The organism is Methanobrevibacter sp. (assembly GCF_017410345.1).
GTDB lineage: Archaea > Methanobacteriota > Methanobacteria > Methanobacteriales > Methanobacteriaceae > Methanobrevibacter.
This window is the reverse complement of record NZ_JAFQQZ010000041.1, coordinates 1-16,239: the sequence shown is the minus strand read 5'-3', so window position 1 is coordinate 16,239 and position 16,239 is coordinate 1. Positions and strand designations below refer to the sequence as shown.

Annotated in this window: 15 protein-coding genes and 2 pseudogenes; 3 read left to right on the top strand and 14 right to left on the bottom strand. The window is 35.6% G+C overall.

The features are described 5' to 3' along the window. Position 1 precedes the first annotated feature (1 nt). The 9 genes and pseudogenes from IJE13_RS05050 to IJE13_RS05010 form a co-directional block, all read right to left on the bottom strand. Positions 2–508 carry a methanogenesis marker 5 protein gene (locus IJE13_RS05050; protein WP_292777832.1) on the bottom strand — a complete coding sequence of 169 codons (507 nt, stop codon included), beginning with the start codon at positions 506–508 and terminating at the stop codon, positions 2–4. 93 nt (positions 509–601) lie between these two features. Continuing rightward, positions 602–1,081, bottom strand: a complete 480-nt coding sequence (locus IJE13_RS05045) for a methanogenesis marker 6 protein (protein WP_292777830.1) — start codon at positions 1,079–1,081, stop codon at positions 602–604. A 33-nt stretch (positions 1,082–1,114) separates the two neighbouring features. Continuing rightward, positions 1,115–2,668, bottom strand: coding sequence for a methanogenesis marker 3 protein (locus IJE13_RS05040; RefSeq protein WP_292777828.1), 1,554 nt, complete (start codon positions 2,666–2,668; stop codon positions 1,115–1,117). Between the two features lie 312 nt (positions 2,669–2,980). Continuing rightward, positions 2,981–3,664: an amino acid ABC transporter ATP-binding protein gene (locus tag IJE13_RS05035; protein WP_292777825.1), complete on the bottom strand. Its 684-nt coding sequence runs from the start codon at positions 3,662–3,664 to the stop codon at positions 2,981–2,983. Between the two features lie 37 nt (positions 3,665–3,701). Next, complete coding sequence (locus tag IJE13_RS05030; RefSeq protein ID WP_292777822.1) at positions 3,702–4,355, bottom strand: amino acid ABC transporter permease; 654 nt, start codon at positions 4,353–4,355, stop codon at positions 3,702–3,704. Positions 4,356–4,596: 241 nt separating this feature from the next. Next, positions 4,597–5,421 carry an amino acid ABC transporter substrate-binding protein gene (locus IJE13_RS05025; RefSeq protein WP_292777820.1) on the bottom strand — a complete coding sequence of 275 codons (825 nt, stop codon included), beginning with the start codon at positions 5,419–5,421 and terminating at the stop codon, positions 4,597–4,599. 496 nt (positions 5,422–5,917) lie between these two features. Further along, positions 5,918–6,895, bottom strand: coding sequence for a methanogenesis marker 2 protein (locus IJE13_RS05020; RefSeq protein WP_292777818.1), 978 nt, complete (start codon positions 6,893–6,895; stop codon positions 5,918–5,920). Between the two features lie 829 nt (positions 6,896–7,724). Then, positions 7,725–9,035 (bottom strand): annotated as a pseudogene (locus IJE13_RS05015) (DUF2117 domain-containing protein); the annotation flags it as partial. A gap of 76 nt (positions 9,036–9,111) precedes the next feature. Further along, positions 9,112–9,618, bottom strand: a complete 507-nt coding sequence (locus IJE13_RS05010; protein WP_292777816.1) for a ribonuclease VapC — start codon at positions 9,616–9,618, stop codon at positions 9,112–9,114. A 212-nt stretch (positions 9,619–9,830) separates the two neighbouring features. On the opposite strand from IJE13_RS05010, the pseudogene IJE13_RS05005 reads away from it, so the two are divergent. Further along, positions 9,831–10,348: pseudogene (locus IJE13_RS05005) on the top strand (MogA/MoaB family molybdenum cofactor biosynthesis protein). A gap of 97 nt (positions 10,349–10,445) precedes the next feature. Here IJE13_RS05005 and IJE13_RS05000 read toward each other — a convergent pair. The 5 genes from IJE13_RS05000 to IJE13_RS04985 all read right to left on the bottom strand — a co-directional run bounded on the left by IJE13_RS05000 (position 10,446) and on the right by IJE13_RS04985 (position 13,943). Then, the gene (locus tag IJE13_RS05000; protein WP_292777814.1) at positions 10,446–10,934 is read right to left on the bottom strand and encodes a hypothetical protein; all 489 of its coding nucleotides are present in this window, start codon (positions 10,932–10,934) and stop codon (positions 10,446–10,448) included. Between the two features lie 192 nt (positions 10,935–11,126). Then, entirely contained in the window at positions 11,127–11,651 is a 525-nt protein-coding gene (pyrE, locus tag IJE13_RS04995) for an orotate phosphoribosyltransferase (protein WP_292777812.1), read from the bottom strand. Between the two features lie 26 nt (positions 11,652–11,677). Then, positions 11,678–11,962, bottom strand: coding sequence for a PRC-barrel domain-containing protein (locus IJE13_RS04990; protein WP_292777809.1), 285 nt, complete (start codon positions 11,960–11,962; stop codon positions 11,678–11,680). Between the two features lie 206 nt (positions 11,963–12,168). Next, positions 12,169–12,282, bottom strand: a complete 114-nt coding sequence (locus tag IJE13_RS08720) for a symporter small accessory protein (protein WP_366514850.1) — start codon at positions 12,280–12,282, stop codon at positions 12,169–12,171. Positions 12,283–12,290: 8 nt separating this feature from the next. After that, positions 12,291–13,943 carry a sodium:solute symporter family protein gene (locus tag IJE13_RS04985; protein WP_292777806.1) on the bottom strand — a complete coding sequence of 551 codons (1,653 nt, stop codon included), beginning with the start codon at positions 13,941–13,943 and terminating at the stop codon, positions 12,291–12,293. 466 nt (positions 13,944–14,409) lie between these two features. Here IJE13_RS04985 and IJE13_RS04980 point away from each other — a divergent pair, with 466 nt between their 5' ends. Then, entirely contained in the window at positions 14,410–15,711 is a 1,302-nt protein-coding gene (locus tag IJE13_RS04980; protein ID WP_292777804.1) for a phenylacetate--CoA ligase, read from the top strand. Positions 15,712–15,778: 67 nt separating this feature from the next. Next, positions 15,779–16,210: an acetolactate synthase gene (locus IJE13_RS04975; protein WP_292777800.1), complete on the top strand. Its 432-nt coding sequence runs from the start codon at positions 15,779–15,781 to the stop codon at positions 16,208–16,210. The last annotated feature ends 29 nt before the right edge of the window (positions 16,211–16,239 follow it).

Sequence of the window (16,239 nt, the reverse complement as noted above, 5' to 3'; positions counted from 1 at the left end):
CTTATTCTCCTCCCTTATTTGCTATTGGTTCACCTAAAACATCACTGTCTCCTTCCAGGTCTCCTCCACCTCCAGGCAGGGAATCCAGGAATTCCATGATTTGATTTACCATAAGTCTTGTTCCATCCTCATCATCAGGATAAACGACTTCCAAGACAGGAATGTCCTTTTTACGTAAACAGAAAATTGATAATTCATTTGTTCTTGCACAACCTACGCAACCAAAACCGAATGGAGCGCCATCAACTATGATTGCTGCCTCTGCAGCATCTATAAGAGGTCCGATAATAGACATTCTTCCACGAACCCCTGAAGGAACTTCAATAGCCGCATACTTCAATCCATTGATCGGGTCTTCTTCTGTAATGTTCATTGGAGGAGAATCAATCTCCGGGTCCTTGATCTTTTGTCTTATCTGTTTTTGAAGAGCCAAAGGAGTGTGACCTTTCCTCTCAATCAAGTCAGCTAAAACCAATGAATTTGGTGGATAAATAGCTACTTTTACCATAATATCATCCTCGTAATTATAAATAGAAAGTTTTTTTATTAGTAATAAAATAAATAAACTAATCAATTTAAATATTTTCCCATAAACTTCCTATTATTTATCATCCTCTTTTTTGTTTTCTTCTTCTTCCAATATTTCCTTAAAGTAATCAACGGAAACAGGTTCCTTCTTCTCGATTACAACTTCCTTCGGATTCTTCAAAGCCTCTCCGACATAATCAAGAATTCTGAATTCCTTCTCCATCTGGTGGAAACCTTCCCTTGGTCCATATCTGTGACCTCTGCATCTTCTTGGGTCTCCTGGAGCGAAACCTCTTTCCTTGGTGAAAATTCCATAAGGGTCCAATTTACGGAGTTCACGAATAGCTTGTTTCACATATTCATCCTTACCACTAATCATGGCTCCATAACAAGTCCATTTGATTGTGATAGGCAAGTTAAGCATGTGCAGGAAGTTTACAACCTCGCTTTCACTAACATTTGCCTTTGAACTTAAAATGATCATCCTTGTTGAAACTTCAGGATCCATGTCCTCTTTACCTAAATCTGGAGTTATACATAAATTTGCAGGCATAATAATTCCTCCTAAACAACTATTTGAAATAGTCTATTCGTCCTCCTCGTAAACTTCATAAATATAAAGAGTGTCCCCATCTTTAAGCTTGTTCAAGCCTTCAATGTTTTCAACAACCTTACCGACAACGTTTGTAGCGGAGAATGCCTCACCGGTAGGTCCGAACTCATCGGTATCAATGGTTCTAATACCAATTAGACCTAAGTTCTTACGGGACATGTTTGTCACTCCAATCTCTCCCGCTTCCATCTTGTCAGTTGGAATGTTTTCCGGAATAAGTCCCTTGGATTCGTCGGTATCCCCGTGGAACATGAACATGTTCATGTCCGGAACCGCAAAGTAAACCTTCAATGTTCCAACCGGCTTTTCTGCAAGGCCAGTGATCTTTTCCAGATACCATCTGGTCCTTGGAGCCTTATCGGTCAATTTGACCTTGAGCAATTCATCGCTAGCCAAACCAAAGGTAGTGACTTCACCGGCTTCCAGGATTCCAACAGTGCTTTCAGGCTCTTGGGTTACAATGATTGCATCATCATCATCATTTCCAGTCCGGATATGCTTGACACCTAAGGCCTGCAGTTTTTCCTCTGCATCCTTTTGAGTCATCATCTGCAGCATAATCCTGTCAGGACTGCTTCTTACAGTGATGAAATCTCCCTTTTTGGCAATGTCAAACAATTCCATTCCCTGCTTCACTGTAGCTAGGCTGGTGTGGGTTTCAGCTCTAACCCTGTCTTCTCTATAAATATAAACTCTACCTTTACCGAATCCATCGTTTCTCAAGGTGACTGTTCCTCTCTTACGTTCAGCAATCTCCTCTTTCTCCTTGGTCAAACCTGTCAGTTCATAGAAACCAACAAAGGAATTTGATTCAAAGCTGACTTCAATCCTGTCGTTTCTAATGAGTGAGAACAGATGTTCAACAGACTTAGGGGAATTGAAGTTTGGTTCAAAAAGAACATAGGTGAACAATTGATTTCCTTCCTCCAAAACCTCATCCAAGTTTGAACCGCCGGTACTTTCCCTAACTGTACTGCGCTCTATTATAGGTTCGATAGCCAGGATCTCATCATCATCAGTGAGTGAAAACAATGTTTTCCTTCCACCTATAACCCTTGCAAAGACTCCACGGTCACTGTATTTCGGAACACCATAGACATTTGTGTGGTCATCCTTCACAAAGATTATGTGAGTGGCATCATTTGAAAATCCTGAGAGGCTAATAAGAACCTCATTGTCAAAGTATGCAAACTCATCATGTGACGGTTCGAAATTGGAACTGACAGGGCCGATAGCCACTTCATTGGAGGTTTCCCAACGAACATTATTGGAAACAAACTGAGAGTAGTTTTCCTTGAAGAAATCAGTTAAAGGCTGTGATTTTTCAGAAACTTCCAATTCAATGAGAATACTTCCCTTAGGTGTCTTTATCTTATACTTGAGAATGTTGCTTTGTATCTCGCTTTCTCCCTTGATAAGACAAACGATACTACCTTTCTTATAAGGAGCGTTTGAAAGCTCTATAGCATCCCTTATGGTAGAACCTTCAGGAATATCCACATCTTCTCCATTAATTTTAATTAGCATAGGCTTGCCTCTTTTTTCTAATAAAACAATAATTATCAATACAATTATAAAACAAGAGTAATTGAATGATATAAAATTAAAAAATTACCCTATTTTATAAATTAAGTATATTTATATTATTAATAATATAAAATAGTTTTTAAATTAATTTTGAATAATAAAAAAAGACTTAAGAATAATAAAAATAAATTTTTAAAAATAGTTTAAAAAAATAGATTAATTAAATAAAAAAAGTATAAAAAATATTTTTAAAAATAGTTTAAAAAAAATAGATTAATCAATAAAAAAAAATAGAAAAATAGTAAATTCTATTCATTCATAGAATTTACCTAAGAACTCTTTCATTCTTTGGTTGTCTGATGAGAACACCTCTTCAGGGGATCCTTGCTCTACAATGACTCCACCATCCATAAAGATAATGGTATCAGACACATTTCTAGCGAAATTCATCTCGTGGGTTACAATCACCATTGTCATATGCTCTGCAGCCAAATCCTTGATTACCTGCAGGATTTCACCGGTAAGCTCAGGGTCAAGTGCAGAGGTAGGTTCGTCAAAGAACAGAATGTCAGGGTTCATGCATAATGCCCTTGCAATGGATACCCTTTGCTGCTGTCCACCAGACAATTCGGAAGGATAGGCATCTTCCTTATCCTCCAATCCCATCTTCTTGAGCAAGTCCCTTGCATGAGCGTAAACCTCTTCCTTATCCCTCTTTTGAACTCTTATAGGGGCATTTGCAATGTTCTTCATTACAGAATGGTGAGGGAAGAGATTGAAGTTCTGGAACACCAAACCGAATGTTCCATCAAAATTGATTATTCCGCTGTCTTCAGTCTCCAAATCAGTGATGCATCTAAGCAATGTGGATTTACCGGATCCTGATGGGCCGATGATGGACAAGACTTCACCCTTTTCAACATTAAAAGAGATATCCTTCAAGACAACATTGTCGCCAAAACTTTTCTTAAGATTCTTAACTTCCAATAAACTCATAGTATCATCTCTTGATTAAAATTTTTCGATATCTCTCCTATGTATCGTAATAATCCAACCTCTTTTCAAAGCGTTCCATAAGAATTGCAACCAGCGCATTGAATACATAATAGAAGGCACCTGCAATCAGCAATGCTGAAATGGATGCTTCAGCTGCTGCAATCTGCTTTGCAACAGTAAACATTTCCGGAATTGCGAGCACAAATGAAAGTGAAGTGTCCTTAACAAGAGTGATTACCTCATTGGTAATGGAAGGAAGCACTATCTTTACCACTTGAGGCAAGATAATTATGAAGAATGTCTCTATTCTATTATAGCCTAAGACCTGTGCAGCCTCATACTGGCCGTTTGGAATGGATTCGATTCCTCCACGGAAAATCTCTGCAAAGTAAGCGGCATAGTTGATGGTGAATGCGATGATAACTGCAATCATCCTGAAATCCCTTGAAAGGGTCATCCCGAAAATATAGTATGGTCCAAAGAACACCACAATCAATTGCAGCATCAATGGAGTACCTCTCATGATTGAAATATAAGCCTTCATGAACCATTGCAATGGCTTGAAGCTGCTCATTCTTCCTGCGGCCACTGCAAGCCCTAAAGGAATGGAAAAGAGCAATGTAAGCAAGAAGATTTCAATTGAAGTGCCCATACCCCACATCAATTCTTCAATAACTTTACTTAATAACATTTAAAATTCTCCAAAATGAAAATAAAAACTTAATTTAATTAAATAAATCTAAATATTGCATATTTTTAATTAGATAACTCTAAATATGGAATATTTTAATTAAATAAATTTAAATAAATTATTTAAATAATGTTTTTTAAAATTAAATGATTCAAATAATTTATTTAAATTTAAAAATTAGTTAAAGAATAAAAAAAAAGTTTATACATAATAAATTATGCATAAACTAAGAATATATCACTTATTTTTGAATAAGAGAACCTGGAACACCAAATTCATCGTATTTTTTAGCGATTTCTTCAACGGTTCCGTCTTCAAACATTTCGTCTAAAGTAGCTTGGATTTGGTCTTTTAACTCATCATTACCTTTTTTGAAACCTACACCATATTGTTCAGAGGAAATTTCCTCATCTAATATTTTGTATTGGTCACTGCCTTTTTGGCTGATTTGGTATTGAGCTACACCAATATCGATTGCAACTGCGTCACATGCACCGGATTCTAAGTCCATGAATGCGGTGTTATAGTCAGCAATTTGAGTTAATGAATCAAAGGTGTCTGCTAATGGTTTTTGATCTCCTTCAAGAGCTGCTAAAGCTGAGGAGTCTTTTTGGGTTTCTACGATTTTACCTTCTAAGTCATCTAAATCGTCGATACCGGAATCAGTTTTTACAACAATTACTTGTTTGTTGTCAATGTAAGGTTCAGACCAGGTGTAGTCGTCTTCTCTACCGTTGATGGTAAATCCGTTCCAAATACAGTCGATAGAACCAGAGTCTAATTCACTGTCCTTAGCGTCCCAGTCTATTGGCTGTTTCACTAAAGTCCAGTTGTTTCTGTCACAAACCTCTTGTGCTAAGTCTAAGTCAAATCCAACATATTCCCCGTTATCGTCTTTGTAACCATATGGAGGGAATTCTGCATCGAAACCAACAACTAAAGTGCTGTCATCGTTATCAGCAGATGCTTCATCACCTAAGAAATCAAACCATCCTGCGCTGGATGCTCCGATTAATAAGAAGGTTAAGAATACAACTCCTAATATAATTCCTATTTTTTTATTCATATTTACACCAAATATTTTTAATTTATAATATATTATAAATTAGATAAATAAAAAAATCTAATCTACATAATTATTTAAGAAAATCATATTATATAAAATAGTGTTATTTATTCAAAAAAATGTACGAAATTACATCAATTAACCAAGTTATAGCAAATAAAACTAAAAAATAATAAATAATGTTTAAGTTTTAATAAATTGGAAAATGAATAATTTTTAATAAAAAATATAAGACAATATGATAAAATTTTTCAATAAAAATAGAAAATATAGTAATAAATTGTTTTATATGAATAGAACAAAGTAAAAAAATTGAAAAATTAAAAATTTTAAAGAACTTTGAATCGGATAAAACAAAAATAGAGAGCAAATAGTAATCTAAAAAGTAAATAAAGAGTTTTTAATTAGAATATTAATTTAGTTAAGAAAAAGTGAAATGAATGAAATTGAAAAATTTGTAGAAAATAATGGAAAAATGATTAAAAAAATAAAAAATCTAATCATTCCTCTTTAAAACAGGATTTTTTTCTTGGCTAAATAAAACCGCTTTCTCTTCACCATATTCCAAATAAAGCACTTTTTCTTCGATTACATCACCGACAACAGCAACTTCAAATGAATATGGGCTTAAGGTGTCTATGATTTCCTGACAGTTCTCTTCCTTTGCTGTCAAGACAAAGGCAGCACCAGGATAAGCCCTAAGCCAATCCTCCCATTCAACATCAGGATTTCTTGGAATTGATTCAAGATTAACACAAGCCCCAACACCAGATGCCTCAAGGAGCATCTCTAAAGTACCAAGAGTTCCAGGATTGCTGATATCCTTTCCAGCTGTTGGAAGATGCGCCTCTGCAATTTCCTGCATGACCTTTATCTGATCCTGGACCAATTTATCGTCCTTTTCATAGGTTGTATCCCAATTTAAAGCAAATTGAGGATGTTGCCTGCCATCGGTATCAATAGCTACAAGAACCTTGTCTCCAACATTTGCACCTGCAGATGTAATCAATGAATCCTTTTTGGCAATACCTGCAATGGCCACATCCAATGAATTGAACTCGGAATCAGGGTGAAGGTGTCCCCCAACCATAGGAACATTGAACTTCTTACAGCCGTCGACAATTCCCTGAAGGAGATCATCATAGATTTCATCATCAAAAATGGACATTGTATTTACCATGGCTATTGGCTTTCCTCCCATTGCAGCTATATCGTTAACATTCACAAGCACTGAACAATAGCCTGCCCAATAAGGATTCACACTCATCAATTGACCCCAAATCCCATCGGCAGCAAGCAATATAACCTGATTGTTTCCAATGTCAATGGCTGAAGCGTCATCTCCAAAATCAAGAAGGACCTCGCCAGATATATTATAGACCTCACCTAAAGTCTTTGTAACCTTTTCAATGGAATTCTTTCTGCTGACTCCTACAAATTCCTGAAGTGATTTTACAAGTTCATTAAAATCCATTATTACACCTTGTATAAATAAAAAAAATAATTTAAACAATATTTCTCCTAGAAATAAATATAATTGTGAAACTTTTTGATTAAAAAATAATATGATAAAATTAATCCTGTTCTTCTGAATCCTCTGAATCCCCTGCTGATTCTCCAAATTCCTCTTCAATATATTCAGCCCATCCGTCATCTTCATCTGATATCTCTTCAGCAGACTCTTCAGAAGCGACATCATCATCGGCAACAAGCTCCTCAGAAGCCACATCATTCAAATCCTCATCGAGATAGACCTCTTCAACAGGAACATCATCATAGATGACTTCCTCTTCCGGACTATGTTCTACAAAAATCTCTTCAACTGGAGAATCATCTGAATCATGCTCTACATAAATCTCCTCAACTAGAGGCTCATCAATCGCCTCTTCATATGGAACTTCATCGTAATAAATGGCATCCTCTTCATCAGGATAGACCTCTTCATCAGAATAAATCTCATCGTCAAAATAAACTTCATCATATTCGCTGGATCCATGCTCCACTATAATCTCTTCAAGCTGAGCATCAGAAATCTCTTCTACATCATCTTCCACATAGACCTCTTCAAGAGGGGCATCGTAAACATCATCCAAATAGACTTCCTCTTCCTCTTCATAATCATCATATTCGAATCCATCAATGAACTCATCCAAATTCTCAACCAATTCAGGATTATCATCAACAACCTCGTGATAGGAAGCAATAACATCATAATTGCAATCCTTTTGGGTAAAGCTTGGAACGATCTCTTTCACCTTTTCAATCACATGAACTTGGAATACCTTGAAGATGGCGTTCTTGAATTCTTCCACAGAGTTGGCATCCTCATCGTATGGAATCTCTAAAATGTCCTTTAATGAGAATATCTCTTCATGGATGTATTGGCCGACAATGTCATCAAATCCTGAAGAGACTTCAATGAATGTTGACCTTTCATTTACAAATCCGCTTTCAACAACCTTATCCAAGTCTCCATCAGTGATACCGATGATTGGAATATTGAATCTATACAATATGTCGGAAGCAACCAAGGAAGTGTCATCACCGATTGTGACAACCAAGTCAAAGTCCTTGAACTTGAAGATGTCATAGGCCGCATGATCAACATAAGCCACCTTAAATGAATACTCGTCATCTGAAATCTCACCAGAATAGAGATTTCTTTCAGTGTCCGCTACAGAAATCTCATTATGGGACAATACACGAGGGTTCACATCCTCTGATTTTCTAAGCAAACCTGTCTTTACAATCACCCTTTCCAAGTCGACAGGACCTAGTTTTTCCAATCCATGATATTTTACGGTTCCATTGAGAATGTCCACAATCAGCCCATCACGGGCAACCAATACTATGGAATCCGAATTGGAATATCCGATGACTATGCCATTTACAAAGATATTTTCATCAGGGCTTACCCCATGGATCTTACGGTAGGTGTAATGGCTGGTTTCATAGTCCTCATAGGTTTCCAATATCCTCTCAATCTCCCTTTCATCCTCATCTTCCTGATGATTTGAAAGATAGTCTGAAACGACCTCTTCAGGTGTGACTTCAATCAGGTCCAAAGCCTCCTTCAATCCATCGAACAATTCCTCAAAATTAAATGAAAGTGATTCGAGCATGTTCTTTTTGCCTAAACCTAACATAGCCCTTTTGCTTTTCTTGCTTTTGGCCAATTGCTGATTCAAGACCACATTCCAGCTTATGATTGAGCCATCCTCTTCTCCAGGCCTTTCTATTTGAATTACAGGAATGCTTGATTCATACAATGGCTTATGATTTGTAGCCAGGAAATCCTCATTGGAAATCTGCTTAAAGTAGTGAGTGAACACCTTATATCCAAAAACACGTCCAGTTTCAGGGGATTTTCCATAATTCAATAGGAAAATAACATCAGCATGTTCCCTATTGAAAAGTTCCAATGACTGGCTAGGCAACAATTTCAATGATATGTCAATAACATCCTCCAAACCGGCATCAATGACCGCAGTCCTGCCCATTGTTCCTCCCAAACGGCAACGGACATTACCGAAATTAGATAAAATGTCAATGATCTTCTTAGCCCAACCGGAATCAACAATTCCCGGACCATGTACAACTACACCAATTTCCATATTCACACCAAATAGAGTTTTATAGTTATAGAATAAGAATAATAGTTTATACTTTTATTTTTCTTTTAAAGATTTATTAATATGTTTTTATTCTTCTTTTAAACACTTTAGACCCGCATATTTCACAATCGTCAAAAGGATAGTCAGCATCGAACTCCTTCTTGCATCCTTCACATGTCTTAACCCAATTATAGACTCCCTTTATTCCTTCAGTTATTATGCTGTCATAGGGAATTTCAATGATCTTCAAGACATTCTGCATTGAATAGTCATCGGTCAAGACCTTAATGTTCTCATTTTCACTTCTTAAGTCTAAAGCCAAAGCCAAGAGTTTCTTATCCGCTTCGGACAATCGCAAATCATCTCCGGATTTTGAGATTGTTTCATTCAATTCCTTTATGGATTCATCACTTGGCTCCTTTATTATAATCTTTCCTTCTTCAATAGCCTGATCCAATAATATCTTAGACTTCAAGTCCTTCACTTCAGCGGTTATTTCAGACACTGTAAAGTTATATTGGCTTTTAGGTTCAAAGCCATTAATAAATGCTGAAGCATCTAAGACATAATATAAATCATTCATGATAAATATATTTATACTTTATATAAATAAACTTAATGATATTAATCTTAGTAATAATCGAAAAAATGAATATGAAAACGAATAAAAAAAAAATGAAGAAAATCTAAAAAATTTATTTAATATAAACAATAAAAATATTAAAAAGCTTATAAACCATATTTTAAAAAAAATGGATAAATAAAAAAATTAAAATAAAAGATGAAGGTAATCCTATGAAAAGCGAAACTATGGAATTGCATAAAAAGAAAGCACCGATAAAAGTATCCTGTGGAGTCATCACCCTTAGCGACAGATTTTCCAATGATGCAGAAGGACAGGAAAAGGACTTGTCAGGACAATATCTGAAAGAGGAATTAGCTAAAAATATGATGTGGACGCCTACGCAATTATCCCTGATGAAATTGACACCCTTAAAAAAACAATTGAAGAAATGATTGACAATGGAGTGGAAGTGATCATTACAACCGGGGGAACAGGCCTTGAATCAAGAGACATCACCATTGAAACAATCGAACCTCTCTTTGAAAAGGAAATCAAAGGATTTGGAGAAATATTCAGAGCAATCTCATATGAGGAATTGGGAGCAGGATCCCTCTTGTCAAGAGCTACTGCTGGAATCTATAGAAAAACCATGATATTTGCAATGCCCGGATCTCCAAATGCAGTGAAAACAGGTCTCGGAATAATAATCGATGAATTGGGACACTTGAAAAAGCATGCAAGAAAATAAGTTTTTCAATTAATTTTTTAGTACTCAAATAAAAATAAGATTATTTGATAAATTTTAAAAATAAGTAAAAAAAGAAAAATAAAAATTAAGAAATAGATTATCTATTTCTTAATGGAATTACAATTAAAGACAATAAAGACAATAATAAGATAGCGATAGGATTTCCAGCTTGATGATTTGAATTTACATCATCTTGAGAACCATTATCCAAACCGGATTCCACATTCATGCTCATACCTTTTGCACTATCTAAGCTAGCGCCTGCAGATAATGGGGATGCTTCTCCATCAAATTCACCATCATAACTTTCATCTTCATCCATTTCCTCATCATCCTCAGAGTCATCAGAGTCATCAGAGTCATCTTCATCGTCTAGATCCTCATCATCATCTTCATCTAGATTATCATCTTCCCCATCATCCTCGGAATCGCCTTCATCATCAACTTCTATTTCATCTCCATCCTCATTATCCAAATCATCACCATCAGAAATCACAGCATTTTCAGATACTGCATAAACACTTCCAATGGCAATCAAAAGAATAATCAATGATGCAATAATAAATGCACAATTAATTTTTTTCATATTGACACCTAAATAGAATAAGTTTCTATCAATATATCTGTAAATTTTAAAATATAAACTTAATTGAATTAATTCCAATGAAGACTTTAAAAAATTAAAATAAAAAAATAGAAAATAATTAAAAATAAATAAAAAATATGGGAAAAATAGGGTGAAAAATAGAATAAAAAATGAATTAAAAAATAAAATCAATTATTCAAAAAATTCGCTTACGGAAATTAATGGTTCAAGCACAATTCCTTCATTTGCAAAGGTCTCCATTGCACCTTCTTCCCTGTCCACAACAACAAATGCTTTTTTAACTATTCCATGATTATCAACTATTGCATTTATTGCCTTTAAGAGTGAACCTCCAGTGGTGGTAACATCCTCAACAAGAATTACATTGTCACCTTCATTCAAATCCCCTTCAATCAATTTTGAAGTTCCGTACCCCTTTTTCTCTTTTCTAATCATTAAAAGAGGTTTTTTGGATTCAAGTGAAACGGCGGTCGCTATAGGAACGGCACCTAAAGCCGGACCTGCAATCTTATCAATGTCATCATCGATTTTCTCATTGATCAGTTTAGCTATGGTGGACAATATTTCAGGTTCGGTGATTGCCCTCTTCATATTGACATAATAATTGCTTTTCTTTCCTGAAGCAAGGGTGAACTCACCTTCTTCAAAAACCTTGTTTTCCTTTAATATTTCAATCAAATACTCTTTAGTAACCATTGAACTCACACTATGTAAAAACAGAATTATAATTGACTCTTCAAGTCTTCGATTTCCTCTTCCATTTGAGCAAAGTCCTCATCAAAAACATCCTTTAGAATGATCTTATCTCCAATCTTGCTAATCATGTCAAAAGGAATGACCAATTCACTGTTGCTGATGTTCAAGGTTTCCTGAATTCCTCCCTTAGAGACTATGATTGATTCAATGTTATTGTCTTCCAAGTCAATATCCACATCAACAACTTTTCCCATACTCATTACATCATTGCCCAATACTTCTTTACCGACCAATTCTTTTACAATTCTCATAAATAGTTCTCCAAATAAGTTTGATAAGTAAATTAAATTAATAAAAGTTTTTTATTTTTTAATTAATATTCTTTTTATTTTAAACGATTAATAAAATTTTTGTAAAAAATAGAAAAATACTGAAAATAATGAAATAATGAATTTAAAAAAAGATATGAAAAATATAAAAAATAGATAAAAAAAAGAAAAAATAAAATAAAAGAGAATTAATCTCCCTTATTCCAATTGACTGCACCATAAATGACGCAAACAAGAGTGATTGCAACCATAAGAATGTAAACACTCCAAATCCATGGATCCTCTATTCCTAAAACCATCATGATATCACCTATTTGGCTCCGCTGTCAAGACCTTTGAAGGATCTGTCAAGAATCTCCTTTTCCATTGGCTGTGTAAGCAAGCTTACAACAACAGTGAATATTACAGAAACCGGAATGGCAAATATCATCACATCAATGGTGTACCATGGCATTGTATTGATAAGCATATCTACTCCAAATATGAACTTGCAGATACCAAGACCTGTTGCAGTCTTCTTGAATACGAATACAAGGAGGAACAGGCTTGTGAAAGTACCTGATAAAAGTCCTGCAATGGCTCCCTCTTTTGTAGCGCGTTTCCAGAATAATGCTGCACAGTAAACAGGAAGGAATGCTGCCGCACATAATCCCATAAACAATGAAGTACCTAATGCAACAATGCTTCCAGGCAAGGACAATCCGATTACCAATGATAATACAACTGCAATCAGAATACCTAATTGGCTAACTGAAATGAATCCGATTTTAGTCTCCTTGATTGATTTGGTCTTGATTTCCAAATCACTGTATCCGTCACTGTCTCCCTTGTTCTTAAGTGCGTCCACAATATCGTGTCCAAGAGCAGTACCCTGAGTATGGTACTGGGAAGACAAGGTAGACATGGCCGCTGCAAGCAATGAAAGCAGGAAGATATATACAAACCATTCAGGAAGTGCAGTTGAGATGAATGTTGGAATGATTGAGTCCATGTTTCCTCCAACATAGTCAATGGCTATCTGTCCGAAGTTCTGATAGAAGTAAACGTTACATAAGGAACCTACAACATAAGCACTACCGGTCATGACAAAGATGAATACCGCACCGATTAAAAGGGATCTGTGCAATTCCTTGTCAGATTTTACAGTCATGAATCTTACAGCCAATTGCGGTTGAGCCAAAGCACCGATACCTACTCCCATGATGGTTGTGGTTACAAGAGACCACCAGAATGGGCTTCCAAATCTTGGGAAGCTTGTCCAACCGGTACCTCCCTCTGCAATGGCATCTGCAGGATAAAGGTGAGCCATATTGGTAAGTGCAGTGTTTGCTTCAGTAACTCCACCTAATACCCAGTAAATGAATACGAGCAAGATCAACATTCCGATAAACATGATACTTCCCTGCAATGCATCGGTATACATAACCCCTTTCAATCCACCGAACAATACGTATCCGCAGATTACGATTGCTAGAACCAAAAGAGCCACATTGAAATCAAGCATTAAGGAAGATTCCATAAATCTTGCTGCACCGATGAGCACTACCGCTGCGTAAATAGGCATGGCACAGAAGATTAAAATTCCACTGAAGTACTGTATGAATTTACTATTGAATCTACGGCCTAAAAACTCTGGGAATGTGAGAGAACCAAGGTTCTTACCCATTCTACGAGTTCTTTTACCGAAGAATACGAATGCAATGAATATACCTATGAGAATATTCAGGAATGCAAGCCATAGTATACCCATACCATATTTACCTGCCACTCCTCCAAAACCTACAATAGCTGCTGTAGAGATAAAGGTAGCCCCATAACTCAATGCCATGATGTATGGGTGAGTCTGCCTACCTGCAACCATAAAGTCTTCGGAAGAATTGGTTCTTTTCCAAGCAAGGTATCCGACATACCCTACCATAAGGAAGTAAACAATAAAAACAATTCCTAATAAAAAATAATCCATTTAAAGACCTCTAAATAAAAGTTTAAATTTAAAAAAATCAAGTAATGAATAAATATTACAATATTAATTAATTTTAAAAATTTTTTAAATAAAATTGGTAAAATTTAATTAAAAATATTATAAAATATAGTAAAATATAAATAAAAACAATTTTACACATTAATTTTTAATTAATATTATATATAAATTTTTTTGGAATTCTTAAAAATATCTTAAAAAACTTAATTAAGTCTTAATAAGGTTAAATAATTAATCAAATGGAATTATTTAAAAAATAAAAACTAAATTATGCAGAAATGAATAAAAAATATGCATTTTAGACATTAAAAAGAACTTTTAAACTATTATGTTTATTAATGATTAGAAATAAATTAAATAATGTTATAAAATTATAACTTTATGAAACAATTATAAGATTATGATTACAATTACTCAAAAGACATATTGAAAATCATGGAGAAATTATATGATTTGGAATGAAAATGCAGAATGTATGGGAAGGCAAGAGAAGGAAGAGATGCAACTTGCCTTACTCCAAAAGCAAGTGAAGAGAGTTTATGAAAACGTGCCATTCTACAAGAAGAAATTCGATGATGCTGGATTCCATCCAGATGATTTGAAAACCCTTGATGACATTAGCAAAATCCCATTTACAACCAAAGCGGATTTGAGAGAAGCCTATCCATTTGGATTATTTGCAGTGCCTGAAGATGAAATAATTGAAATCCACAGTACCTCCGGTACCACTGGAACCCCCGTAGTGTCCGGATACACACAGAAGGACATTGACATTTGGGGAGAATGTACTGCAAGAGCCATTGCAATGGCTGGAGGAGATAAGAACTCCAAGATCCAAAACTCTTACGGATACGGATTATTCACTGGAGGATTCGGTATAGACCACGGCGCAAAGACCATGGGAGCGACTGTCATACCAATGTCAGCAGGAAATACAGCAAGGCAATTGAAGATCATGGAAGATTTCCAAAGCGACATATTGACATGCACACCATCATATGCAATGTACTTGGCGGAATCCCTTGAAAAGGAAGGATACAAAGCAGATGACATCAGCCTAAGGGGAGGAATCTTCGGAGCTGAAATGTGGACTGAAGAAATGAGAAACTCACTTGAGGAAAAGCTCGGAATCACCGCACATAACATTTATGGATTGACTGAACTCATGGGACCGGGAGTGTCTGCAGAATGCAAATATCAAACCGGTTTGCATATTCAGGAAGACCATTTCTATCCGGAAATCATCAACTCTGAAACCGGAGAAATCCTTGAAGACGGACAGAAAGGAGAATTGGTCTTGACCAACCTCACAAGAGAGGGAATGCCTGTCATAAGATTCAGAACCAAGGACATAACCACACTTAGAAGAGATGAATGTCCTTGCGGCAGAACTACCGTAAGAATGGATAGAATCACTGGAAGAAGCGATGACATGCTTAAGATCAAAGGAGTTATGGTTTACCCATCTCAAATTGAAGCAGCCATCTTGCAAATTGAAGGATTGACAGCAAACTATCAAATTCATGTTTCAAGACCTCACACTCTTGATGAAATCGAAGTGAAAGTGGAAACTTCACCTGAAGTCTTCTCTGACGAAATGAAGAAGATTGAGGAATTTGAAAGAATGATTGCCAGAAAAATCCAAAGTGCAATAGGAATCAGTGTGGATGTAACATTAGTGGAACCTGAATCCTTGCCAAGAAGTGAGGGAAAGGCCATTAGGGTAATTGATGAGAGGAACTTTGATTAGATGAACAATGATTAATATTGATTTAAAGTTGATTAAATATTGATTGATGATATTACGAGATGATATTATGAGTGTAAAACAACTTTCCGTATTTCTTGAAAACAAAGAGGGAAAACTGAAAAAGGCTGTTAATGCAATGTCACAGGCAGGGGTTAACATCAGAGCCCTTTCCATTGCAGACAGTTCAAAATATGGAATCTTAAGATTGATAGTTTCCGACAATGAAACAGCAATAAATGCATTGAGGGAAGAGAAGTTCACAGTCAAGGAAACCGATGTAATCGTTGTAGGGGTAAAGGACGAACCAAATGGACTCAACACAATGCTTGAAATCTTAGAGAAGGAAAGCATCAATGTGGAATACCTTTATGCATTCGTCAGCTCCAAGACCGATGAGGCCATTGTTGTTGTCAAGATAGAAAACTATGAGGATGGATTGAAAGCACTCCAAAATGGAAACGCAAACATCCTATCCAAAGAAGATTTAGCTGAATTATAAATCTTCTTATTTCTCTTTTTTTATTTTTT

Coding starts and splice junctions, on each gene's coding strand:
- IJE13_RS05050 (WP_292777832.1), bottom strand. CDS start 508: ATGGTAAAAGTAGCTATTTATCCACCAAATTCATTGGTTTTAGCTGAC.
- IJE13_RS05045 (WP_292777830.1), bottom strand. CDS start 1,081: ATGCCTGCAAATTTATGTATAACTCCAGATTTAGGTAAAGAGGACATG.
- IJE13_RS05040 (WP_292777828.1), bottom strand. CDS start 2,668: ATGCTAATTAAAATTAATGGAGAAGATGTGGATATTCCTGAAGGTTCT.
- IJE13_RS05035 (WP_292777825.1), bottom strand. CDS start 3,664: ATGAGTTTATTGGAAGTTAAGAATCTTAAGAAAAGTTTTGGCGACAAT.
- IJE13_RS05030 (WP_292777822.1), bottom strand. CDS start 4,355: ATGTTATTAAGTAAAGTTATTGAAGAATTGATGTGGGGTATGGGCACT.
- IJE13_RS05025 (WP_292777820.1), bottom strand. CDS start 5,421: ATGAATAAAAAAATAGGAATTATATTAGGAGTTGTATTCTTAACCTTC.
- IJE13_RS05020 (WP_292777818.1), bottom strand. CDS start 6,895: ATGGATTTTAATGAACTTGTAAAATCACTTCAGGAATTTGTAGGAGTC.
- IJE13_RS05010 (WP_292777816.1), bottom strand. CDS start 9,618: ATGAATGATTTATATTATGTCTTAGATGCTTCAGCATTTATTAATGGC.
- IJE13_RS05000 (WP_292777814.1), bottom strand. CDS start 10,934: ATGAAAAAAATTAATTGTGCATTTATTATTGCATCATTGATTATTCTT.
- pyrE (WP_292777812.1), bottom strand. CDS start 11,651: ATGGTTACTAAAGAGTATTTGATTGAAATATTAAAGGAAAACAAGGTT.
- IJE13_RS04990 (WP_292777809.1), bottom strand. CDS start 11,962: ATGAGAATTGTAAAAGAATTGGTCGGTAAAGAAGTATTGGGCAATGAT.
- IJE13_RS08720 (WP_366514850.1), bottom strand. CDS start 12,282: ATGATGGTTTTAGGAATAGAGGATCCATGGATTTGGAGTGTTTACATT.
- IJE13_RS04985 (WP_292777806.1), bottom strand. CDS start 13,943: ATGGATTATTTTTTATTAGGAATTGTTTTTATTGTTTACTTCCTTATG.
- IJE13_RS04980 (WP_292777804.1), top strand. CDS start 14,410: ATGATTTGGAATGAAAATGCAGAATGTATGGGAAGGCAAGAGAAGGAA.
- IJE13_RS04975 (WP_292777800.1), top strand. CDS start 15,779: ATGAGTGTAAAACAACTTTCCGTATTTCTTGAAAACAAAGAGGGAAAA.